The organism is Micromonospora sp. NBC_01699 (genome assembly GCF_036250065.1).
In the GTDB taxonomy this organism is placed as follows: Bacteria; Actinomycetota; Actinomycetes; order Mycobacteriales; family Micromonosporaceae; genus Micromonospora_G.
In genome coordinates, this window is the sequence record NZ_CP109199.1 from 5,653,231 (window position 1) to 5,675,074 (window position 21,844).

The window sequence follows — 21,844 nt, forward strand, 5'->3', positions numbered from 1 at the left end:
GGAGCACCCCGACCGGGTGGTCTCCTGGACCGGCCCCCCGGGTGGCACGCCCCCGGGAATGATTGACCCGCCGGCCCGGTTACATCCCCCCGAACGACGGAGCACCCCGAGCGGGTGACCTCCTGGACCGGCCCCCCGGGTGGCACGCCCCCGGGAATGATTGACCCGCCGGCCCGGTTACATCCCCCTGAACAATGGAGCACCCCGAGCGGGTGACCTCCGAGAACCGGCCCCGGGTGACGCCTCCCCGGAATGCACGTCGGGCCGGATCGATTACACCCCCGAGCACGCCCGACCAGCCCCCTTGGCCAGGGCGTGTGGCTTATCCCCGTGCTTCTCCCCCGTACGGGAACCCCCATTGGAAGGCAACCATCATGACTACCTTCAGTCAGTGGCTACCGGCCATCGCAAAGACCCCCGCTATCCGTAAGGGCGCACTGACCGCCGCAGGTCTCGCGTTCGTCGGCGGAGCCATCGCCGGCCCGCTGGGCGCCACCGCGCAAGCGGCTCCGGCCCACCCGGCCCCGGCCATGACGACCGTCGCCCAGGTGACGTCCGACCGTGGTCACGACGACGGCGGTCACGGCAAGACCGACGACCACGGCAAGGACAAGGGCAGGGACGCCGGTCGCGGCATGTCGACCAAGGAGCTCAAGAACGACTACCAGGCACAGCCGAACTTCTTCTGGTGCGGCCCGGCCGCGACCCGGAACGCGCTGAGCGCGGACGGTCACAGCCTGACCCAGGACGAGCTGGCCAAGAAGCTGGGCACCACGGTCGAGGGCACCAACTCGGCCGAGGACACCACCCGGGTGCTGAACGAGGTTGTCGGCGGTAACAAGTACAAGACCACGGCGATCCCGGACAGCAAGGCCAAGCCGGAGCAGATGGACAAGCTCCAGGCTGACGTCAAGCGCGCGGTCGACGACAACCGTGCCGTGGTGGCCAACATCATCGGCACCGGGACCGACACCGACGGAGTCTCGCACTCCTACGAGGGCGGCCACTACCTGGCCGTGGTCGGTTACCGCGATGACGGTCGGGCAGTGAAGATCTCCGACTCGGCCAACCCGAACAACTCGTCCTACTGGATGAGCACCATCGACATGACCAACTGGATCGCCACCCGCGGTTACTCGGCCTGACGCCGGTGACAACCGAATAGCGGGACGGTAGGACCGAGGGGCCAGCTCACCGAGCTGGCCCCTCGTCGTCTCTCGTGCGTGGTCCGTGGCGACGGCCGACGGCACTAGCCGGCGTCGGCCCCGTCACCGCCGGAGGCACCGTTGGCGTCGGTGAGGATCTCCCCGCTGTCGGCGCCCGGCTCGCGTACGGCGTCGGGGCCGCAGAGCACGGTCACCCGGTAGGACAGGCCGACGTTGGACCAGATGTCGCCGTGCACCCAGAGGCAGAGGCCCACACCGGCGCCGCCGTCGGGGTGCTCGTAGAACTCGACCACCGGATCGGCGATCGCCCCGACCAGGCCCTGGGTGCCCTGGGCGGTGCCGGGGATCTGCAACAGGCCGACGCTGAGCTGCACCTCGACGTCTTCGAGGGCGTCCAGGTCGTACCAGTGGGTGTCCGGCAGGAAGAGCCGGGAGTCGACCCGGCGGCGCTTGTACTCCGGCCCCATCAGGCCGGTGTCGGCGTCGGGCTGACCGCCGATCCAGGCGATGCCGGCGTAGTCGCTGCGCAGGCGCCGGGCGTCGTCGAAGAATCCGGTCGCCACGGTGTCGATGCGCGGCTGGGCAGCGAGGTGGACGGTTGCGTCGGTCACTCGCGGCACCCTAGCACCGACGTCTGGCCGGGTCCGACCCTGCGCCACACCCACGGTGTCCAACGCTCGGCACCGGCTTGCGCCAAGTAGCAAGACGGACGTACGGTTTGAATAGCCGAAGGAGCCGGTTGGTAAGTGTTACCTAAGCCGCGCGCGGCGGTAACACGTACGAAAGACTGCTCAGGACTATTCACGGTCGCCCTTCGGCCGGAAGGCATCGGCCGGAACGAACACAGCGTGAAGGAGTACGACGTGGCGAGCCTCGACACCTTCGGTGCGAAGAGCCAGCTACGCGTCGGAGACGCGAGCTACGAGATTTTCAAGATCAGCAAGGTGGCCGGTCAGGACCGCCTGCCGTACAGCCTGAAGATCCTGCTGGAGAACCTGCTCCGGACCGAGGACGGCGCGAACATCACCGCCGACCACATCCGTGAGCTGGGCGGATGGGACCCGGACGCGGACCCGAGCGTGGAGATCCAGTTCACCCCGTCCCGGGTGCTGATGCAGGACTTCACCGGGGTGCCCTGCGTCGTCGACCTGGCCACCATGCGCGAGGCGGTCCGCGACCTCGGCGGCGACCCGACCCGGGTCAACCCGCTCGCCCCGGCCGAGCTGGTCATCGACCACTCGGTCATCGCCGACCTGTTCGGCCGCAAGGACGCCTTCGCCCGCAACGTCGAGCTGGAGTACGAGCGCAACCGCGAGCGTTACCAGTTCCTGCGCTGGGGCCAGACCGCGTTCAACGAGTTCAAGGTCGTCCCGCCGGGCACCGGCATCGTGCACCAGGTGAACATCGAGTACCTGGCCCGGACGATCATGGAACGCAACGGCCAGGCGTACCCGGACACCGTGGTCGGCACCGACTCGCACACCACGATGGTCAACGGTCTCGGGGTGCTCGGCTGGGGCGTGGGCGGCATCGAGGCCGAGGCCGCCATGCTCGGCCAGCCGGTCAGCATGCTCATCCCCCGGGTCGTCGGCTTCAAGCTCTCCGGCGAGGCGCCGACCGGCACCACCGCCACCGACCTGGTGCTCGTCATCACCGAGATGCTGCGCAAGCACGGCGTGGTCGGCAAGTTCGTCGAGTTCTACGGCCCCGGCGTGAGCGCGGTGCCGCTGGCCAACCGGGCCACCATCGGCAACATGTCCCCCGAGTACGGCTCCACCGTCGCCATCTTCCCGATCGACGCCGAGACGATCCGCTACCTCCAGCTCACCGGCCGCAGCGAGTCTCAGGTGGCGCTGGTCGAGGCGTACGCCAAGGAGCAGGGCCTCTGGCACGACCCGGATGCCGAGCCGAACTACTCCGAGCGGCTCGAACTCGACCTGTCGACCATCGAGCCGTCGCTGGCCGGGCCGAAGCGCCCGCAGGACCGGGTGCCGCTGGGCAACGCCAAGACGATGTTCCGCTCCGCGCTGATCAACTATGTCGGCGACGACAACCCGGTCGCCCACGGCCCGGCCGACGAGGCCAGCGAGGAGTCGTTCCCGGCCAGCGACCCGCCGGCCAACGGGATCAACGACCCCGACGACGCGCCCCGCGACCTGATCTCCGCCGCGACCGGCGCGAAGGGACGGGCGAGCGCCCCGATCACGGTCACCGGCGACGACGGCACCGAGTTCGAACTCGACCACGGCGCCGTCGTGATCGCCGCGATCACCTCCTGCACCAACACCTCGAACCCGCAGGTGATGATCGGCGCGGCCCTGCTCGCCCGCAACGCGGTCGAGCGCGGCCTGAACCGCAAGCCGTGGGTGAAGACCACCCTGGCACCGGGCTCCAAGGTCGTCATGGACTACTACGAGCGGGCCGGGCTCACCCCGTACCTGGAGAAGCTCGGCTTCCACCTGGTCGGCTACGGCTGCACCACCTGCATCGGCAACTCCGGCCCACTGCCCGAGGAGGTCTCCGCCGCGGTCAACGAGCGTGACCTGTCGGTGGTCTCGGTCCTGTCCGGCAACCGGAACTTCGAGGGCCGGATCAACCCGGACATCAAGATGAACTACCTCGCCTCGCCGCCGCTGGTGGTGGCGTACGCGCTGGCCGGCACGATGGACATCGACCTGGCCAACGAGCCGATCGGGCTCGGCTCCGACGGTCAGCCGGTCTACCTGCGCGACATCTGGCCGAACTCGACCGAGATCGAGGAGGTCATCGCCAGCGCGGTGCGCAGCGAGATGTTCACCGCCGACTACGCCGACGTCTTCACCGGCGACGAGCGCTGGCAGGGGCTGCCCACCCCGACCGGCGACACGTTCGCCTGGGCCGGTGACTCGACCTACGTGCGCAAGCCCCCGTACTTCGAGGGCATGGCCCGCGATCCGCAGCCGGTCGTCGACATCACCAACGCGCGGGTACTGGCCAAGCTCGGCGACTCGGTCACCACCGACCACATCTCGCCGGCCGGCTCGATCAAGGCCGACTCCCCCGCCGGCACGTACCTGGCCGAGCACGGCGTGGCCCGGCACGAGTTCAACTCGTACGGCTCCCGCCGGGGCAACCACGAGGTGATGATCCGGGGCACGTTCGCCAACATCCGGCTGCGCAACCAGCTCGTGCCGGGAGTCGAGGGCGGCTTCACGGTCAACCACCTGACCGGTGACCAGAGCTCGATCTTCGACGCCTCGGTCGCCTACCAGGAGGCGGGCGTACCGCTGGTCATCCTCTCCGGCAAGGAGTACGGCTCCGGCTCGTCGCGTGACTGGGCGGCGAAGGGCACCATGCTGCTCGGCGTACGGGCGGTCGTCGCCGAGTCGTACGAGCGGATCCACCGGTCGAACCTGATCGGCATGGGCGTGCTCCCGTTGCAGTACCCGGTCGACGTGACCGCGGAGACGCTGGGGCTGACCGGCACCGAGACGTTCACCATCACCGGGGTGACCGCGCTCAACGACGGCGAGGTCCCGCGTACGGTCCGGGTCAGCACCGACACCGGGGTCGAGTTCGACGCGATCGTGCGGATCGACACCCCGGGCGAGGCCGACTACTACCGCCATGGCGGCATCCTCCAGTACGTCCTGCGCCGGATGATCGCCAGCTAGGGACCACCGACGCGCCCACACAGCCGGGCCCGCAGCCATCCGTCGGGATGGCTGCGGGCCCGGTCCCGTCGGCCACCGCCCGGTTCAGGGCAGGGTCACACCGTACGCGGCGAGGATCTCGGCGATCGGCTGGTAGTAGGTGGTTCCGCCGCTGGTGCAGTTGCCGCTACCGCCGGAGAGGATGCCGAGGATCGCTCCGGTGGCCGGGTCGTAGAGCGGCCCGCCGCTGTCGCCCGGCTCGGCGCAGATGTTGGTACGGATCAGGCCGGCGACCGAACCCTGGGCGTAGTTCACGGTCTGGTTGAGGGCGGTCACCGTCCCGCACCGGACCCCGGTGGTGGAGCCGCTGCGGCAGACGCGCTGACCGATGTAGGCGTTGCCGATCCCGTTCGCGGGGAGCAGTCCGGGGTAGGTGTAGGTGGCGCTGGGGTGCGGGATGGTGCTGTTGGTGTAGCGGACCAGGCCGTAGTCGTTGCCGGGGAAGCTGCTGCCGACGCGGGTGCCGAGCACGGGTGCCGGGCTGCCCTGGGCGTACCAGGTGCCGCCGGTGACTATGCAGTGTCCGGCCGAGACGAAGTAGTAGGTGCTGCCGCTGCGTACGTTCGCGCCCAGCGAGCAGCGCCCCGAACTGCCGGCCGTCTGGATGCCCTCGCCACCGGCGATGAGGGTGGTCAACCGGCCCGGCTCGTGGCGCAGCACCGCACCGGCTCGGGCGGCGGTCGCCCGCAGCGGGGTCACCCGGGCAGCATCGACGGTGTCGTCGACGGTGAGGGTCATTCGGCCGGTGGCCGGGTCGAGTCCCCAGACCGTGCCGGCGGTGCGTACGTCGGCGAGGGCCGCCGCCGCCCGAACCGGGTCGGCGGCGTCGGGGGCGGCGGTTCGGGCCTGCGCGGCGGTCGGTGCGCCGAGCAGGAGCACCACCGCGAGCAGGGCGAGGAACGGGGAACGACGCATGCGGACCTCCATTGATCGACATCGGTTGATGCGATTACAGCATCCACGGCAGTCGATCGAGTTTCAATCACCGGCCGCCCCCGCCCACCCTCGAAAGGCGTCAGCCGGTGAACCGGCCCACCCCCGCACCGGCGGTGACCGCGGCCGGCACACCCGCCGCCGGACCCAACTGGTACGCGTAGTACGTGCTCGGTTCGACCACCGAACCGGTTGTCTCCGGTACGCCGGAGTTGACGAAGATGTTGTTCCGCTGCACCGCCCGACCGGGGCCGCTGTCGGCGTAACCGCTGGCGGAGTAGATCGGGAATGGCACGTTCTCGAAGTAGTTCCCCTCCACCAGCACACCCGCGTTCTCGGTCGAGGCGACGGCGTACAGGTCGTTGCCGAGGAAGTAGTTGTTGTAGACGTGCACCGGTTCGCCGAACCGGACCCGTGGGTGGCGCTGTCGGGAGTGGTCGAAGAAGTTGTGGTGGATGCTCACCTTCAGGTGGCCGATGTCGGTGGAGCCGGCCCCGTCGGAGTGACTGATCAGCATGCTCTTGTCGGAGTGGTCGAAGTGGTTCCAGGAGACGGTGACGTAGTCGGCACCCCGGACGATGTCGACCGAACCGTCCACCGCCCCGGCGAACCGGTTGTGGTCGATCCAGACGTGGTGTGACTCCTGCCCCACGTTGATCGCGTCGTCCTCCGCGTCGGTGAAGTTGATGTTGCGGATGATCACGTTGTACGACCGGTACATGTCCAGCCCACCGCCGGTGATCTCGGCGGTCGAACCGACCCCGATGATCGTCTTGTTCGGGCGTACGCCCTGCTTGCTGCTGATCCGGATGACACCCTGCACCCGGATCACCAGCGGACCGGTGGTGTCGATGTAGTTCAGGAAGTCGGTGGCGTTGGTGGCGGTCACCACCGGTCCGCCGGCCCCGCCGGTGGTGCCGCTCAGGCCGAGGGCGTTGACACCGGCGAAGCCGTCCGGCTGGCCCGGCACCGGGTTGCCGGTCGGCGGCGGCGTGGTCGGTGCCGGGGTGGTCGGGGCGGGAGTCGTCGGGGCGGGAGTCGTCGGGGTCGGGCCGGGAGTGGTCGGGGTCGGGCCGGCGGTGGTCGGCGTCGGCGTCGGACCCGAGCCGGTTTCCACCAGCACATCGTCGAAGTTCGCGCTGGCGTAGAAGGTGGCCACCCCGACCTGTCCGGTCGGGTACTGGCCGTCGCTGGCGGTCAGCACCGGTCCGTTGTCCACCCGACCGGTCAGCGTGGCGCCGCTGACCTGGAGGCTGAGCCCGTACCAGGTGCCGGCCGTGACGGTGACCGGGGCGCTGGCCAGCGTGGTCGACGTACCGTTGCTGAGTTTTTTGATTTCGACCGTGTTGTTGCTGCGCAGGGCGAGGTAGTAGTAGCTGGTCGCGGACTGCACCCGGGCGGTGAGCGCGACGAACCGGTTGCTGCCGCTGAACGCGGTCGGCCTGACCCGGGCCCGCACGGTGTAGTCGGTCCAGTTCGTCGCGCCGGCCCGGGACCGGGCGTCGGCGCTGGTGCCGGACTGGCGCAGCACGCCGCTGCCGTCGGTGGCCACGCTCCAGCTTCCGCCGGAGGCGGTCCAACCGGTCGAGTCGCCGTCGTCGAAGTTGTCGCTGAACAGGGTGGCCGCCCGCGCGGAGCCGCCGGTGACGACGAGTGCGGCGGCGACCAGCAACAGGGCGAGCAGGGCGCCGCCCAGCGCGGTCGGGTACGGGGTGAGCCGTCGGTGGAGGTTCATCAGCTCAGCCCAGCTTTCCCACCCCGGCACCGGCCGGGACGATGGTCGGTACGGCGGCGGCGTTGTCCAGCCGGTAGGCGTAGTACGTGCTCGGCTCGGTGACCGTGCCCCTCGTCTCGATCGGATGGTTGCAGTCCACGAGGATGTTGCCCCGCTCGACGATCCGGCCGAGGTCGCCGCTGAACTCGACCCGCCCCGGGTTGTTCACGCTGTAGAAGTAGTTCCCCTCGACCAGCACCCCGGCGTCGTACGTCGACGCGACCCCGTAGCTGTTGTCGTAGTAGTAGTTGTTGTAGACGTGGGTGAGGTTGGAGAACCGCACCCGCGGGTGCCGCTGGTCGGACCGGTTGAAGTAGTTGTGGTGGTAGGTGACCCGCAGCCGACCGATGTCCTGCGCCCCGGCGTCCTCGTCGTGCGAGAGCAGCAGGGTCTTGTCGTGGTCGTGGAAGTTGTTCCAGGAGACCGTGACGAAGTCCGACCCGCGCTTGATGTCCACCGCGCCGTCGTCGCCGTTGGAGAACTCGTTGTGGTCGATCCAGATGTGGTGGCTGAACATCTGCACGTTGAGCAGGTCGTCGGTCGCCCCGGTCAGATGCAGGTTGCGGACGATGACGTTGTGCACCGCGTCCGCCGGTGGCGAGGTGACGGTGTCGCTGACCGGCAGTCCGATGTTCAGCCCGCCGCCGGACAGGACCGCGTTGGCGCCCACCCCGATGATGGTCTTGTCCGAGGTGACGTTGTGCATGCCGTCGCTGGTGCCGGTGGGCAGGGTGATCGTGCCGACCACCTGGATGACGTACGGGCCGGGGCGGGCGATGTAGTCGAGGAACTGCGCCGTGGTGGACGCGGTGACCACCGGACCGCCGGCCCCGCCGGTGGTGCCGTTCTGGCCGAGCGCGTTGACGCTGGCGAAGCCGTCCGCCGGCCCGCTGACCGAGGTGGTCGGGGTGCCGGCGCCGGCGAGCAGGGCGGTGGCGAGCGCGGCGGCGGCCAGGGCCGGCCAGCGCGGGACTCGTCGCCGTGGGGTCGGTGGGATGGTGGGGGTGGGTGCGGTGGTCACGGTTCCGCCTTCCGGGTGGTGGGCCGCCCGGCCGGGGGCGCCGACCATCGGCCCGCCGGGGCGACGGCCGTCCGGGGCCGTCGGGCGCGCTGAGGGCAGGCCGGAGCCGGCCGCCGGGTCGGCGGCGGGTCCGCGCCGAGCAGGTCACGACTGATGCGGTACGGGCTGCGCGAGGTGGCTGACAGGCGCGATGCGGTACGGAGACAGCGCCGGAACGGGGCGCCGACCGAACGGGAGATCTTTCAGGAAAGCGCTTTCCTGTTCCTCACCATAGAAACATATTTCCGTCGTGTCAATGAGGGATGTCGATACGACAAACGGCACCGACGCAGCCGTCGATCCACCCGCGCTGGCCCGTCGCGGAAGGTCTCCGGTCGACGGGCCAGCGCGCGTGGATCGACGAGGGTCAGCGGTTGCGACGGCCGGGAATGGCCGGCTGGTTCGGGTCGACCAGCGGCTGGCCGGTCCCGTTCCCGGTCCCGTCCGCGTTCCCGCCCGCGTTCGGGTCACCGGGATTCCGGTTCTGGACCGGCGGCTGGTCGGGGCCGTCGCTGCCGTACGCGATCTCCCGGCTCGGCGCCGGGAACTCCGCCGCCGGCTTGCCCTGCAAACCGGCCGCCATGGTCCGGGCGACCGCGTTGACGACCTTCGCCTGCACCGCCGAACCCACGTGGTCACCCGGATCGTCGGGGTTCGCCGCGATCGACGCCACCGCCAGCTGCGGGGTGAAGCCGACGAAGGTCTCCGTCGCGTTCTCCTCCGAGCTACCGGTCTTGCCGGCGACCGGACGACCGCCCAGGATGTCCGAGACCTGGTCGGCGGTGCCGCCGTCACAGGTGTTGAGGCTGGACTGGTCGCCGACCGGGCAACGGGCCGCGTCGGTGGCCGCCCGAGCCACGTCCGCGCTGACCACCCGGTTGCACGACGGTCCGATCCCGTCGACCTTCGCGCCGTCCGGACCGGTGATCGAGTTGACCGGCAACGGCTTGCAGTAGACCCCGTCCGCGCCCATCGTCGCGTACGCGTTGGCCAGGTCGAGCGGGGTGGTCGAGGCCACCCCCAGGGTGAAGGCGCCCCACCCGTCGGCACCATCGGCGGCCAGGTCGGCGTCGGAACCCGCCCGGAACTGGATCCCGAGCCGCTGCGCCATCTCCACCGCCTTCTCCGCGCCGACCTGCTGTTCCAGCCAGACGAAGTAGGTATTGACCGACCGGCCGAAGCCGGTCCACATGTTGCGGTAGCCGTCCATCCAGTCGGGGTTCGCGTTCTCCGGGCACCAGAAGCCGTCACAGCTGTTCGGCCCGCCGTCCGGGTATTTGCTGGGGAACTTCGCCGGCGCCACGAAGCCGGTGTCGAGACTCCTGCCGGACTCCAGCGCGGCCAGCATGGTGAACATCTTGAACGTCGAGCCGGCCTGGTAACCCTGGATAGCACCGCCACCGGCGACGAGCTGGTTCACCGTGTTGGGATAGTTCTGCTGCCCGTTGGGGTTCGGGGCGAGGCTGTAGTGCCGGTTCACCGCGAGCGCCAGCACCCGGCCGGTGCCCGGCTGCACCGCCGCCATCGGGGCCGCCCGCTTGTTGTCGTACCCGTACACGGTCAGGCTCTGCTTCAGCGCGGCCGCCTGGACCTTCGGGTCCAGCGAGGTGACGATGGTGTAACCACCGCGACGCAACCCCTGCTGCCGCTCGTCGACCGTCGCACCGAACGCCGGCTGGGCGTTCCACCACTGCCGGAAGTAGTCGCAGAAGAAACCCCAGTCGTCGTGCCCGGCCGACATGCCACCGCAGTCGTTCGGCGCCTGGGTCGGGTGCAGGGCCAGCTCCTCGGCGTCGGCCGCCGCCGCCTCGGCATCCGTGATGACCTTCATCTTCGCCATCGCGCCCAGCACGTACGACCGTCGGTCCAGCGCCGCCTGCCGGTCCCCGCTGATCGGGTTGTCCGAGTCCGGCGACTGCACCAACCCGGCCAGCAACGACGCCTCGGCGAGCGTCAACGCCGAGGCGGGCTTGCCGAAGTAACGCTGGCTCGCGGCGGCGATCCCGTACGCGCCGGCGCCAAAGTAGGCGATGTTCAGGTAGCGGTCCAGGATCTCCTGCTTGGAGAGCTTCTTCTCCAGGGCGACCGCGTACCGCATCTCCTGGATCTTGCGACCCTTGGTCTCGGCGGTCGCCGCGGCCCGCTGCTCCGCGGTCAGGTTCGGGTCGGACTTGAGCACGTTGCGGACGTACTGCATGGTCAGTGTCGACGCGCCCTGCTCGACCGCGCCGTTGCTCTGGTTCGCTACGAACGCCCGGACCACCCCACGCAGGTCGACACCGCCGTGCTCGTAGAACCGGGTGTCCTCGGCCGCGACGATGGCCTGCTGCATGCTGGTGGCGATCTCGGTGATCGGTACGTCAACCCGGTTCTCGTCGTAGAACGTGGTCAGCAGCGTCTTGCCGTCGTTGGCGTACAGGTACGAGCGCTGCGCGGTCACCGGCACCTTCAGGTCCGTCGGCAGATCCTCGTACGAGTCGGTGGCCGCCTTGAGCACCACACCGGCGAGCGCGCTCGCCGGCAGTGCCGACGCGGCGAGCACCGCACCAGCCAGTACGCCGTACAGCAGGAGCCGCGCCGCCTTGCCCAACCGGGTCTTGTCCGTCACCGGTCAACAGTGCCTGCGAGGTCACGGACCATCACCGACCGGGCCCGGATCGTTAGCAAAGTCACGGCTTGTCCCAAGCTTGCGTACAGCCGGGAACCGGACGTCGGGCCCACCCGGCGGCAAAGCACACCCGACGGTGGCAAAGCACACCCGGCCCGGGGAACGGGGACGCCACCGCCGGGCCTGTGACAGGCTCTCGGCATGGACGACAGCACGATTCTGAGCCGGATCAACGAACTGGTCGACGAGGAGCACAAGCTCCGCGGCCAGGAACAGGCCAACCACAAGACCACCGACGAGGAGCGCGCCCGGCTCCGGGCCCTGGAGGAGTCCCTCGACCAGTGCTGGGACCTGCTCCGCCGCCGGCGGGCCGCCCGCAGCGCCGGCAGCGACCCGGAGACGGTCGGCGACCGGAGCAAGAACGAGGTGGAGAGCTACCTCCAGTGACACCATCCCGCCGACACCGTCGGCGGGACGCCTCGACACAGCGCCGGGCCGGGCCGTTGCGCCGACCCGGCGCTGGGCCGGGACCGGGTCACCGGATCCCCGCCTCCCCGAGCAGCCGGCCGGTCAGGGCCTCCGGGTCGAGCAGGTCGCCGGGCAGTCCCCGCGACCGGAACCAGTTCGACACCACCCGTACGTCGCGGGCCAGGAACTCCCTGCCCTGCGGGTTGGCGACCACGTCCACCACCTGCGGCAGGTCGATCAGCACCAGCCGGCCGTCGTGCACCAGCAGGTTGTACGGCGACAGGTCGCCGTGGGCCAGTCCGGCTCGGGCCAGCACCACCAGGGCGTCCAGCATCTGGTCCCAGAGGCTGCGCAGCTGCGCCGGCTCCGGCCGGGTCTGGGCCAGCCGGGGTGCGGCCAGCCCTTCCTCGGCGTCGCCGACGAACTCCAGCATCAGCTCGGTGCCGACCAACTGCACCGGGTACGGCACCGAGATGTTGCCCATCGCTTTGCTGATCTCCCAGAGCCGGGCCAGCGCGTCGAACTCGGCGGCGGCCCACTGGCCGGCGATCATCTGCCGGCCGAACGCGGTCCGACCCTCCATCGCCCGGTTCTCCCGCGAGCGGCGTACCCGGCGCCCCTCCAGGTAACCGGCGTCGCGGTGGAACAGCCGGTGCTCGGCGTCCCGGTAGCGCTTGGCGGCCAGCAGGCAGGACCGGTCGGTGCCGGGCACGTGCCGCCGGACGAGGTGTACGTCGGCTTCCTTGCCCGTCTTGAGTACGCCCAGCTCACTGTCGACCGCCGCCAGCTCGGTGATCAGCCAGTCCGGGTACGGTTCCGGCCCCTGTACCGCCTGGTCCCAGCTCGACCAGCGGTCGCCCGCCTCGGGCGTGTCGGTGTCGGTGTTCGTGTCGAAGCCGGCCGGCACGGCGTGCCGGGACCGCTTCAGGAACTGCGGTTCGTCGTCGTCGAAGCGACGGGTACGGCGCTCCCGCGCCGGTGGGACATGGTCATGCTCACGCAAGGTAGGAATCCCTCGATCGAGGTGGAAGAAGGCGGGTATGGGCACGCGGCAACGACAGCGGTGACAGCCATGACTCGACCTCCTTCTCTCCTCGACCCGGACTCGCCGGGACACTGCGGACGTGATCGGAACATGCTCACCGGCAACGGCTCGGGCCGTCAACCGATTTTCGGCAGCCGAAATCCGGCCGACGCGAGACGTCAACCGGCGACACGTCAACCGGCGACACGTCAACCGGCGAGGACGGCGGAGACGGCGGGGATGAGGCCGTCGGCGGTCCGGGTCGGCGCGAACCGGGACTCCATCCAGCTCCGGCCCCGGTGCAGCCAGACGCTGGGCAGTCCGACCGCGGCCGCGCCGCCGATGTCGGCCTCGGGACTGTCGCCGACCACCCAGGAACCGCGCAGCTGCATCCGTACCCGCTGTGCGGCCAGGACGAAGATGCGCGGGTTCGGCTTGCTGACCCCGGCCTCCTCGGAGATGACCCAGTCCGCCACGTACCGGTCGAGACCGGTCTTGCGGATGATCGCGTCCTGCTGGCGTACGGTGCCGTTGCTGACCACGACCGGCACCCAGCCGGCGTCGTCGGCGATCCGCAGGGCGCAGGCGATCAGCGGGTCGAGCCGGGTGTGTTCCGCCAACCCGTCGTGCAGCGCCTCGACCAGGTCGATGGACGGGGTACGCAGCCGGTAGCGGTCCCGGATCGCGTCCGCCACGTCCCACCGGTCGGTCAGCCCGTCCGCGTCGATGGAGAGCAACCAGTCGATGTCGGTGTCCGGTGCGCCGATCTCGGCCAGGAAACGCTGCCCCCAGGCGCGGAACGGTCCCGCCCGATCCAGCAGGGTGTTGTCCAGGTCGAGGAGCAGCAGTGGCACTCGCGCACCCTACGGGAACCGGGGTGTCCGACAACAGACCCCAAGTGTTAACAGCTTTCCCAGGATGTGGCCGGCCGAATCAGCCGGTGAGCAGGGCACGTTCGCCGCCGAGTTCGGCCCGCCGGTCGGCGAGCATCCGGTGGGTGGACCGGACCCGGACCAGCTCCACCGGATCGAACACCCCGACGACCACCGCCTCACCGTCGTCGGCGGCGCGGGCCAGCGGGCGGCCCTGCGGGTCGTACAGGGCGGCGCCGCCGTTGAACCGCCACGGCGGTTCGCCGCCGATCGAATTGGCGAAGGCGACGTACATGGTGTTGTCCAGGGCGCGGGCGGCGTAGTAGAGGTCGCGGCGGTGGGCCGAGCCGGTGACGTAGCCGCTCGGGCACAGGTAGCCGTGCGCCCGGTCACCGGCTGCGGCGCGGGCGTGCTCCGGGAAGCAGCCGTCGTAACAGATGCCGAGGCCGAGCCGCCAACCGTCGACCACCAGGGTGGCGCCGCGTTCGCCGGGGACGAACAGCTCGTTCTCGTCCGGCCCCCAGAGCTGCTGCTTGTGGTAGCCGGCGCGGGCCGTACCGGATCGGTCGAGGACGATCGCGGCGCAGGTGCGGCGCTGGTCGGCGTACCGGATGGCGGCGCCGACGACCACGACGGCCCGGCGGTCGCGGGCGGCGGCCCGCAGCGGGTCCAGCCGGGGGTCGTCGATCCGGCCGCCGTCGACCGCGGCCAGGTCGGTCCCGGCCGGGTCGGCCCGCAGGGTCGGCGGATGGTACGCGGGCAGGAACAGCTCCGGGAGTACGACCACGGTGGCGCCCTCGTCGGCGGCCCGGTGCACCAGCCGGGCGGCGGTGCGCGTGTTGCCGGTCAGGTCGCCGGGGATCGGTTGGGCCTGGATCGCGGCGACCGTCAGCGGGCCGGGCGGCGCGTCGGGGATGCTCACGAGCGGCAGCCTATCCCGGCCCGCGCCCAACCAAGCCGTACGTACGGTTTGCATCGGGCAGCGCCACCTGACACGATCGACCGGTGCCCAGAGTGAGCCAGGACCAGCTCGACGCTCGCCGCCACGAGATCCTCGCCGCGGCGCGGGCCTGTTTCGCCCGCTACGGATACGAGGGTGCCACAGTCCGCCGGCTGGAAGAAGCGACCGGCCTCTCCCGGGGCGCGATCTTCCACCACTTCCGGGACAAGGACTCGCTGTTCCTCGCCGTGGCCGAGGACGACGCGGTGGCGATGGTCTCCACCGTCGCCCGCAACGGTCTGGTCCAGGTGATGCGGGACCTGCTCACCAGCGCCAGCTCCCCGGAGACCGCCGGCTGGCTCGGCAGCCAGCTTGAGGTGTCCCGGCGACTGCGTACCGACCCCGAGTTCGCCAAGCGGTGGGCCGAGCGCTCGGCGGCGATCGCCGAGGCCACCCGGGACCGGCTGCTCCGGCAGCGCGACGCCGGGGTGCTGCGCGACGACGTACCGATCGACGTGCTGGCCCAGTTCCTCGAACTCGCCTACGACGGGCTGGTGCTGCACCTGGCCATGGGACGCCCGGCCGGCGACCTCGGCCCCGTACTCGACCTGGTCGAGGAGGCCGTACGTCGACCCGCTGGCGGCGGTGCCGCACACTGAGGAGCCCCCGGCTCCCCGTACGGCGAGGAGAAACTCCCGATGTGGTCCGTACCCCTGTTCATCTGGTACTACCTCGGCACCGCGGCGGTCATCGTCGTCGTCGCGCTACTGCACCGGCGCCGGGTCCTCGACCAGCCGCCCGGCCTACGGCTGACCGACCTGACCCCGGCCCAGGCCGCCTATCTCGACAGCGGTGAACGACTGGCGGTCTACTCCTCGCTGGCCGCGCTGCGCCGAGCGGACGCCGTCGGTGTGACCGCCGACCGCCGACTGACCGCCACCGGCCCGCTACCACCCGACGCCAGCCGGCTCGACCAGGCGGTGTACGCGGCAGCCGAGAGCGGCCTGTCCCAGCAGTGGCTGCGCGCCGACCCGGCGGTGCTGGCCGCCGTCGCCGAGCTCAAACGGGGCCTGGAACAGGCCAACCTGCTGCTCGGCCGGGAGGTTCGCCGGTCCGCCCGCCGGGGCTCGTGGCTGCTGCTGGGCCTGGTCGCCCTCGGCGCCGCCCGGCTCGGGATCGGACTCGGTCGGGGCGCCCCGGTCGACTACCTCTGGGTGGCACTGGCCCTGGTCGGGATCGCGTACCTGGTGCTGATCGCCCGGATCCCGCGCCGCAGCCTCGCCGCCGACGCGATGCTCGTCCAGCTCCGGCGTGGCCACCGGCACCTCGCCCCGGCGATGAAACCCGACCTCGCCAAGCAGGATGCCGGCCTGGTGGCGATGGCCGTCGCCCTGTACGGCGTGAGCGTCATGTCGACGCTGGACCCGGCGATGGCGCAGGAGGCACGCGACGAGCACGAGTCGACGTACACCGGATCGACCGGTGCGATCGGCTCCGACTTCGGGTCCGGTGACTCCGGATCGAGCGACTCCGGATCGGGCGGCGGATGTGGAGGCGGCGGTGGCGGCGGTGGGTGTGGAGGCGGCGGTGGTAGCTGATCCCCCGCTGGTGGCGATGCTGTTCCACAATGGCCCCATGACGATCAGCGCCGCGTCCCCGGCGGACACCTGGGGCATCTCCGGGCCAGCCTTCCTCTTCCTGTACGTTGCCGCAGCCGGCCTGTTGATCCTCGCCGCCGTGGTGCAACGTGCCATCGTCTTCGCCGGTCGGCGCGACCTGGCGGCGAACCAACTCACGCCGGAGCAGGCCGCCTACCTCAACGGCGGCGAACGGCTCGCCGTCTACGCCTCGCTCGGCAAACTGCGCGCCGCCGGCTCGGTCGGCACCAGCGCCCAGGGACGCACCCTGGTCACCACCGGCCCGCTGCCGGCCGGAGCCACCCGGCTCGACCACGCCGTCCACAACGCGGCCGGGCAACGGATCCGGCCTCGCGACCTGGCCACCCACCAGTGGGTCCGGGCCGCCCTGCACGACATCCGGCGGCAACTCGAACACGTCGGGCTGGCGCCGACCGCGGAACAGCGCCGGGCCGCCCGCCTGTTCCCGCTGCTGCTGCTCGGCCTGCTGGCCGTCGGTGTGGCCCGGTTCATCGCCGGGATCATCGGGGACAAGCCGGTGTTGTTCCTGTTCGTGCTGCTCATCGCGCTGGCGGTGACCACCCTGATCCTGCTGGGCTCGGTGCCGAGGAACACCCGCGCCGCCCGGAGCGCCATCAGGACGCTCAAGGGGCAGCATGCGCACCTCTCCCCCAGCTCCCACCCGTCGTACCACACCTACGGCGCGACCAGTGCCGCGTTCGGTGTGGCGCTGTTCGGCGGTGCCGCGCTCTACGCCCTCGACCCGGGCTTCGCCGCCGAGGCGGAGGTGCAGCGCAACCTTGCCAGCGGCAGCAGCAGCGACGGCGGCGGCTCCTCCTCCGACGGTGGCAGCAGTGGCGGCGACAGTGGTGGTGGCGGGGGCTGTGGGGGCGGCGGGGGGTGCGGCGGATGAGCCTGCCCGCGTACGGCGTCGGGATCGGCTGGCGGCCGGAGATCTCCGGTTTTGTCGCCGAGCTGCCCGGACTCCGCTTCGTCGAGGTCGTCGCCGAAACGGTAGCGGCCGACGGGCCGGCACCGGCGGCGCTGACCGCACTGCGCGAGCGCGGCGCGGTGGTCGTACCGCACGGGGTGCGGCTCTCCCTCGGCGGCGCCGAGCCGGTCGAGCCGGACCGGGTGACCCACCTGGCCCGGGTCGCCGAACTGCTGGACGCGCCACTGGTCAGCGAGCACATAGCGTTCGTCCGGGCCGGTGGCGTCGAGGCCGGTCACCTGCTGCCGGTGCCGCGTACCCGCGACGCCGTCGACGCGCTGGTGGAGAACATCACCCGGACCCAGGCGGAGCTGCCGGTGCCGCTCGCGCTGGAGCCGATCGCCGCGCTCTTCGACTGGCCGGACGACGAGTTGGGTGAGGCGGAGTTCCTCACCGAGATCCTCGACCGGACCGGTGCGCTGCTCCTGCTCGACATAGCGAACGTCTACGCCAACGCTCGCAACCGGGGCACCGACCCGGTCGACCTGCTCGACCGGCTGCCGCTGGACCGGGTCGCGTACGTGCACGTCGCCGGGGGTGCCGAGCACGACGGGATCTACCACGACACGCACACCGACCCGACCCCCGCGCCCGTGCTCGACCTGGTCGGCGAGCTGTGCGCCCGGCACCGGCCACCGGCGCTGCTGCTCGAACGGGACGGGCGTTACCCACCGGCGCAGGCGCTGCGCGACGAACTCGACGCGATCGCCGCCGCCGCCGGCTACCCGGCGATCACGTGAGCGGGGACCGGCCACCCGTGGGCGGGGACCGGCCACCCGGTCGAGACCGGCTCGCCGCCCGACAGGCGGAACTGGTCGCGGCGCTGGTGTCCGGGGCGCCGGTGCCGACCGGCTTCGACACCCGGCTGGTCGGGGCGGCCCGCGACGCGCTGCTGAACAAGCGGGCCGGTGACGTCGGCCGGCACTGGCCGATGCTCGCCGCCGGGCTGGGCGCCGCCTGGCTGCCCACCTTCCGTACCTTCGCCGCCAATCGACCGACCACCGGCTCGCTGCGCGACGGCTGGGAGCTGGCCCGGGAACTGGCTGCCGCCGGTCGGCTGCCGGGGCCGGCGGCCGAGGAGCTGGCCGTCCGGGAGGCGACCTGGCGCTACGACGGCGCCTCGAACCCCCGGCCCCGGCGCGGTCCGGCGCTCGGTCGGGCCGGTGGGACCCTGGTGGTCCGGGTGGCCGGGCGGGTCCGGGTGCTGCGCGGCGGGCGCGGGTAGCAGCGGCCTTCGGGCGTACGGCAGGATCGTCGCCATGGATCTCGGACTCACCGACCGGGTGTACGTACTGACCGGCGCGTCGAACGGGCTCGGCTTCGCCACCGCCGAGCAGCTGGTGGCCGAGGGTGCCCGGGTGGTGCTCGCCGCCCGTGACCCCGGCCGGGTGGCGGCCGCCGTCGAGCGGCTGGGCGGCCCGGCGTACGCGACCGGCCTGGCCGCCACGCTCGGCGACCCGGACACCGCACAGCGCCTGGTCGACGCGGCCCACGAGCACTACGGTCGACTCGACGGAGCGCTCATCTCGGTCGGCGGACCACCCGTCGGCTCGGCCGACCAGGTGACCGACGAGCAGTGGCGGGAATCGTTCGAAACCGTCTTCCTCGGTACGATCCGGGCCCTCCGTACGGTCGCCGGGGCGCTGTCCGACGGCGGCGCGATCGGCCTGGTCCTGTCCAGCTCCGTCCGGGTACCAATCCCCCACCTGGGCATCTCGAACGGCCTGCGCCCCGGCATGGCGGCGGTGGCCAAGGAGATGTCCGACTCGTACGGCCCGCGCGGCGTGCGGTTCGTCAGCCTGCTCCCCGGTCGGATCATGACCGACCGCAACCGGCAGCTCTTCGCCGCCAGCGGCGACCCGGAACGCGCCCGCCTCGACGCGGAGTCGGCGATCCCGATCGGCCGGCTCGGTGACCCGGCCGAGTTCGGCCGGATCGCCGCGTTCGTGCTCTCCCCCGCCGCGAGCTACCTGACCGGGATCACCATCCCGGTCGACGGTGGCGCCCTGCGCGGCATCTGACCGTGCCGCGCGGCAGCGCAGTCGCCGCGTCGGGCCCGGTCCGGCCGGGACGGGCCGAGCTGGCCGCCGCGTACGGGCGGACGATTCCCGACCTGATCGCGCCCGGACTGGACGTGCTGTTCTGCGGCATCAACCCGGGGCTCTACTCGGCGGCGATCGGCCGGCACTTCGGCCGCCCCGGCAACCGTTTCTGGCCGGCGCTGCACCGGGGCGGGTTCACCCCCCGGTTGCTCGGCCCGACCGACCAGGAGGAACTGCTCGGCCTCGGCCTCGGCATCACCGACCTGGTGGAGCGGGCCACCGCGCGGGCCGACGAGTTGACCCCGGCCGAACTGGCCCTCGGTGGGCGGCGGTTGCGGGCGAAGGTGCGGCGGTACCGGCCGGCGTGGGTGGCGGTGGTCGGGGTGACCGCGTACCGGGTGGCGTTCGACCGGCGCGGCGCTGCCCTCGGCCACCAACCGGACGGCCTCGGCGGCGCGGGACTCTGGGTGCTGCCGAACCCGAGCGGGCTCAATGCCCACTACACCCCGGACCGGCTGGCCGGGACCTTCGCCGAACTACGCGCGGTGGTCCTGGCCGGCCGGGGCGGGCCGGACGAGCCGGCCGTCGATCCGGATCACTCCGGGTCGAAGTCGCGCCGGGCCACCGTGGTGACCGGCTCCGGGCCGACCGCGTCGGTGTAGGGCTTCGGGGAGTCGGCGACCGCGAACTGGGTGCGGTAGAGCTCGGCGTACAGCCCGCCGACCGCTACCAGTTCCTCGTGCCGGCCCCGTTCGACGACCCTGCCGTGGTCGAGCACCAGGATCTGGTCGGCGTCCCGAACGGTGGAGAGCCGGTGCGCGATGACCAGCGCCGTACGCCCGGTCAGCGCCACCGCCAGGGCCCGCTGTACGGCCGCCTCCGACTCCGAGTCGAGGTGTGCCGTCGCCTCGTCGAGGATGACGATGGACGGTGCCTTGAGCAACAGCCGGGCGATCGCTATGCGTTGCTTCTCCCCACCGGAGAACCGGTACCCGCGCTCGCCGACCATCGTCTCCAGCCCCTCGGGCAGGGCCCGGACCAGCTCCTCGACCTGGGCACCACGCAGCGCCGCCCAGAGTTCCGCGTCGGTCGCGTCCGGCTTGGCGTACCGGAGGTTCTCGGCGATCGTCTCGTGGAACAGGTGGGAGTCCTGGGTGACCACGCCGATCTCGTCGCGCAGCGAGTCGAAGGTGGCGTCGCGTACGTCGACGCCGCCGACGCGTACCTCGCCGTCGGTGACGTCGTAGACCCGCGAGACCAGCATCGAGGTGGTCGACTTGCCGGCACCGGAGGGGCCGACCAGCGCCACCATCTGTCCCGGTTCGACGGCGAAGGAGACCCCGCGCAGCACCGGTTCGGAGACGGTCCGGTCGAGCGCGGCGACGTCCTCCAGCGAGGCGAGCGACACCTCGGCCGCACTCGGGTAGCGGAACCGTACGTCGCGGAACTCCAGCCGGCCGTTCCCGCGCGGGATGGTGACGGCGTCCGGCTTCTCCGAGATCGACGGCTTCAGGTCGAGCACCTCGAAGACCCGGTCGAAGGAGACCAGCGCGCTCATCACGTCGACCCGGACGTTGGACAGCGCGGTCAGTGGCCCGTACAGGCGGGTGAGCAGCAGGGCGAGGGTGACGACCGTACCGGCGCTGACCGAGCCGTTGACCGCGAGCCAGCCGCCGAGCCCGTATGTGAGCGCCTGGGCCAGCGATGCGACGAGCAGCATCGCCACGAAGAAGGTACGGGAGTACATGGCGGTCTGTACGCCGATGTCGCGTACCCGGTCGGCTCGCTCGGCGAACCGGCGGGCCTCCTCCTCGGGCTTGCCGAAGAGCTTGACCAGCAGTGCGCCGGCCACCCCGAACCGCTCGGTCATGGTGGCGTTCATCTTGGCGTCGAGGTTGTACGCCTCCCGGGTGATCTCGGCCAGCCGCTTGCCGACCCGGCGGGCCGGGATGACGAAGATCGGCAGCAACACCAGCGAGATGACGGTGATCTGCCAGGAGAGGGTGAACATCACGACGGCGGTGAGAACGAGCTGGATGATGTTGCTGACCACACCGGACAGCGTCGAGGTGAACGCGCGCTGCGCGCCGGTCACGTCGTTGTTGAGCCGGCTGACCAGCGCACCGGTCTGGGTACGGGTGAAGAACTGGAGCGGCATCCGCTGGACGTGGTCGTAGACCCTGGTCCGCAGGTCGAGGATGATGCCCTCGCCGATCCGGGCGGAGTACCAGCGCTGGGCCAGCGAGAGCAGTGCGTCGACGACCGCGAGCCCGGCGATGAACAGGGCCAGCCGGACCACGATGGCGCCCGCCTCGGTGCCACCCTTGCTGATGGTGTTGATCACGTCCCCGGCGAGCACCGGGGTGGCCACGCCGATCACGGCGGAGAGGACCACCGTGATCAGGAAGACGACGATGTCCCGCCGGTACGGTCCCGCGAAGGCGACGATCCGCCGGGTGGCTCCCCGACTGAGCTGGTGGCTACGGACCTCGTCCCGGCTCCGCATCGAACGCAGAGTGCTCCATCCACCCATGCTGCCCATGCCGCCGCCCGCCATCGGGTTGGACACCCGTCACCTCCGTGTCGCTAATTGTCGCGGACCTTACCGATCCGATTCCGCGGACGCTTAAGTCAACC

Annotated in this window: 19 protein-coding genes; 10 read left to right on the forward strand and 9 right to left on the reverse strand. The window is 71.2% G+C overall.

Annotated features, from left to right (window positions below; all coding sequences use genetic code 11):
* Window positions 1–374: 374 nt before the first annotated feature.
* Window positions 375–1,145, forward strand: coding sequence for a C39 family peptidase (locus OG792_RS22820; RefSeq protein WP_329102073.1), 771 nt, complete (start codon window positions 375–377; stop codon window positions 1,143–1,145).
* A 104-nt stretch (window positions 1,146–1,249) separates the two neighbouring features.
* Here the strand turns inward: OG792_RS22820 and OG792_RS22825 are convergent, their stop codons facing one another.
* Window positions 1,250–1,777, reverse strand: a complete 528-nt coding sequence (locus OG792_RS22825; RefSeq protein WP_329102075.1) for a hypothetical protein — start codon at window positions 1,775–1,777, stop codon at window positions 1,250–1,252.
* A gap of 237 nt (window positions 1,778–2,014) precedes the next feature.
* Here OG792_RS22825 and OG792_RS22830 point away from each other — a divergent pair, with 237 nt between their 5' ends.
* The gene (locus tag OG792_RS22830) at window positions 2,015–4,819 is read left to right on the forward strand and encodes an aconitate hydratase (RefSeq protein ID WP_329102076.1); all 2,805 of its coding nucleotides are present in this window, start codon (window positions 2,015–2,017) and stop codon (window positions 4,817–4,819) included.
* A gap of 84 nt (window positions 4,820–4,903) precedes the next feature.
* Here OG792_RS22830 and OG792_RS22835 read toward each other — a convergent pair whose 3' ends face one another.
* From OG792_RS22835 to OG792_RS22850, 4 genes are all read right to left on the reverse strand, one after another.
* Window positions 4,904–5,773: a S1 family peptidase gene (locus tag OG792_RS22835; RefSeq protein ID WP_329102079.1), complete on the reverse strand. Its 870-nt coding sequence runs from the start codon at window positions 5,771–5,773 to the stop codon at window positions 4,904–4,906.
* Window positions 5,774–5,873: 100 nt separating this feature from the next.
* Window positions 5,874–7,526, reverse strand: a complete 1,653-nt coding sequence (locus OG792_RS22840) for a pectate lyase family protein (protein WP_329102081.1) — start codon at window positions 7,524–7,526, stop codon at window positions 5,874–5,876.
* 4 nt (window positions 7,527–7,530) lie between these two features.
* Entirely contained in the window at window positions 7,531–8,586 is a 1,056-nt protein-coding gene (locus tag OG792_RS22845; RefSeq protein WP_329102083.1) for a pectate lyase family protein, read from the reverse strand.
* Window positions 8,587–8,992: 406 nt separating this feature from the next.
* Window positions 8,993–11,233 (reverse strand): transglycosylase domain-containing protein, encoded by a 2,241-nt coding sequence (locus OG792_RS22850; RefSeq protein WP_442932291.1) that lies wholly within the window; start codon window positions 11,231–11,233, stop codon window positions 8,993–8,995.
* Window positions 11,234–11,434: 201 nt separating this feature from the next.
* Here OG792_RS22850 and OG792_RS22855 point away from each other — a divergent pair, with 201 nt between their 5' ends.
* A complete protein-coding gene (locus OG792_RS22855; protein ID WP_329102085.1) occupies window positions 11,435–11,680 on the forward strand; it encodes a DUF2630 family protein in 246 nt (81 codons plus the stop codon).
* Between the two features lie 88 nt (window positions 11,681–11,768).
* Here OG792_RS22855 and OG792_RS22860 read toward each other — a convergent pair whose 3' ends face one another.
* The 3 genes from OG792_RS22860 to OG792_RS22870 all read right to left on the reverse strand — a co-directional run bounded on the left by OG792_RS22860 (window position 11,769) and on the right by OG792_RS22870 (window position 14,519).
* A complete protein-coding gene (locus OG792_RS22860) occupies window positions 11,769–12,704 on the reverse strand; it encodes a serine protein kinase RIO (protein WP_329102087.1) in 936 nt (311 codons plus the stop codon).
* Between the two features lie 230 nt (window positions 12,705–12,934).
* Window positions 12,935–13,579 carry an HAD family hydrolase gene (locus OG792_RS22865; protein ID WP_329102089.1) on the reverse strand — a complete coding sequence of 215 codons (645 nt, stop codon included), beginning with the start codon at window positions 13,577–13,579 and terminating at the stop codon, window positions 12,935–12,937.
* A 79-nt stretch (window positions 13,580–13,658) separates the two neighbouring features.
* Window positions 13,659–14,519: a carbon-nitrogen hydrolase family protein gene (locus tag OG792_RS22870; RefSeq protein WP_329102091.1), complete on the reverse strand. Its 861-nt coding sequence runs from the start codon at window positions 14,517–14,519 to the stop codon at window positions 13,659–13,661.
* A gap of 83 nt (window positions 14,520–14,602) precedes the next feature.
* On the opposite strand from OG792_RS22870, the gene OG792_RS22875 reads away from it, so the two are divergent.
* Genes OG792_RS22875 through mug form a run of 7 tightly spaced genes read left to right on the forward strand, consistent with a single transcriptional unit; the run spans window position 14,603 to window position 19,869 of the window.
* Window positions 14,603–15,196, forward strand: a complete 594-nt coding sequence (locus OG792_RS22875; RefSeq protein WP_329102093.1) for a TetR/AcrR family transcriptional regulator — start codon at window positions 14,603–14,605, stop codon at window positions 15,194–15,196.
* Between the two features lie 39 nt (window positions 15,197–15,235).
* Complete coding sequence (locus OG792_RS22880) at window positions 15,236–16,135, forward strand: TIGR04222 domain-containing membrane protein (RefSeq protein WP_329102095.1); 900 nt, start codon at window positions 15,236–15,238, stop codon at window positions 16,133–16,135.
* A 37-nt stretch (window positions 16,136–16,172) separates the two neighbouring features.
* Window positions 16,173–17,087, forward strand: a complete 915-nt coding sequence (locus tag OG792_RS22885; protein WP_329102096.1) for a TIGR04222 domain-containing membrane protein — start codon at window positions 16,173–16,175, stop codon at window positions 17,085–17,087.
* Window positions 17,084–17,905, forward strand: coding sequence for a DUF692 domain-containing protein (locus OG792_RS22890; protein ID WP_329102097.1), 822 nt, complete (start codon window positions 17,084–17,086; stop codon window positions 17,903–17,905). The genes OG792_RS22885 and OG792_RS22890 overlap by 4 nt, the downstream gene beginning before the upstream one ends.
* 17 nt (window positions 17,906–17,922) lie before the next feature.
* The gene (locus OG792_RS22895; RefSeq protein WP_329102098.1) at window positions 17,923–18,390 is read left to right on the forward strand and encodes a hypothetical protein; all 468 of its coding nucleotides are present in this window, start codon (window positions 17,923–17,925) and stop codon (window positions 18,388–18,390) included.
* A gap of 34 nt (window positions 18,391–18,424) precedes the next feature.
* Window positions 18,425–19,186, forward strand: a complete 762-nt coding sequence (locus tag OG792_RS22900; protein ID WP_329102100.1) for an SDR family oxidoreductase — start codon at window positions 18,425–18,427, stop codon at window positions 19,184–19,186.
* 2 nt (window positions 19,187–19,188) lie between these two features.
* On the forward strand, window positions 19,189–19,869 hold the full coding sequence (gene mug, locus OG792_RS22905) for a G/U mismatch-specific DNA glycosylase (RefSeq protein ID WP_329102102.1): 681 nt from the start codon (window positions 19,189–19,191) through the stop codon (window positions 19,867–19,869).
* Here the strand turns inward: mug and OG792_RS22910 are convergent.
* Complete coding sequence (locus OG792_RS22910; RefSeq protein ID WP_329111374.1) at window positions 19,803–21,764, reverse strand: ABC transporter ATP-binding protein; 1,962 nt, start codon at window positions 21,762–21,764, stop codon at window positions 19,803–19,805. The genes mug and OG792_RS22910 overlap by 67 nt on opposite strands.
* Between the last annotated feature and the right edge of the window lie 80 nt (window positions 21,765–21,844).

Coding starts and splice junctions, on each gene's coding strand:
- OG792_RS22885 (WP_329102096.1), top strand. CDS start 16,173: ATGACGATCAGCGCCGCGTCCCCGGCGGACACCTGGGGCATCTCCGGG.
- OG792_RS22840 (WP_329102081.1), bottom strand. CDS start 7,526: ATGAACCTCCACCGACGGCTCACCCCGTACCCGACCGCGCTGGGCGGC.
- OG792_RS22820 (WP_329102073.1), top strand. CDS start 375: ATGACTACCTTCAGTCAGTGGCTACCGGCCATCGCAAAGACCCCCGCT.
- OG792_RS22910 (WP_329111374.1), bottom strand. CDS start 21,764: ATGGCGGGCGGCGGCATGGGCAGCATGGGTGGATGGAGCACTCTGCGT.
- OG792_RS22855 (WP_329102085.1), top strand. CDS start 11,435: ATGGACGACAGCACGATTCTGAGCCGGATCAACGAACTGGTCGACGAG.
- OG792_RS22835 (WP_329102079.1), bottom strand. CDS start 5,773: ATGCGTCGTTCCCCGTTCCTCGCCCTGCTCGCGGTGGTGCTCCTGCTC.
- OG792_RS22900 (WP_329102100.1), top strand. CDS start 18,425: ATGGATCTCGGACTCACCGACCGGGTGTACGTACTGACCGGCGCGTCG.
- OG792_RS22890 (WP_329102097.1), top strand. CDS start 17,084: ATGAGCCTGCCCGCGTACGGCGTCGGGATCGGCTGGCGGCCGGAGATC.
- OG792_RS22880 (WP_329102095.1), top strand. CDS start 15,236: ATGTGGTCCGTACCCCTGTTCATCTGGTACTACCTCGGCACCGCGGCG.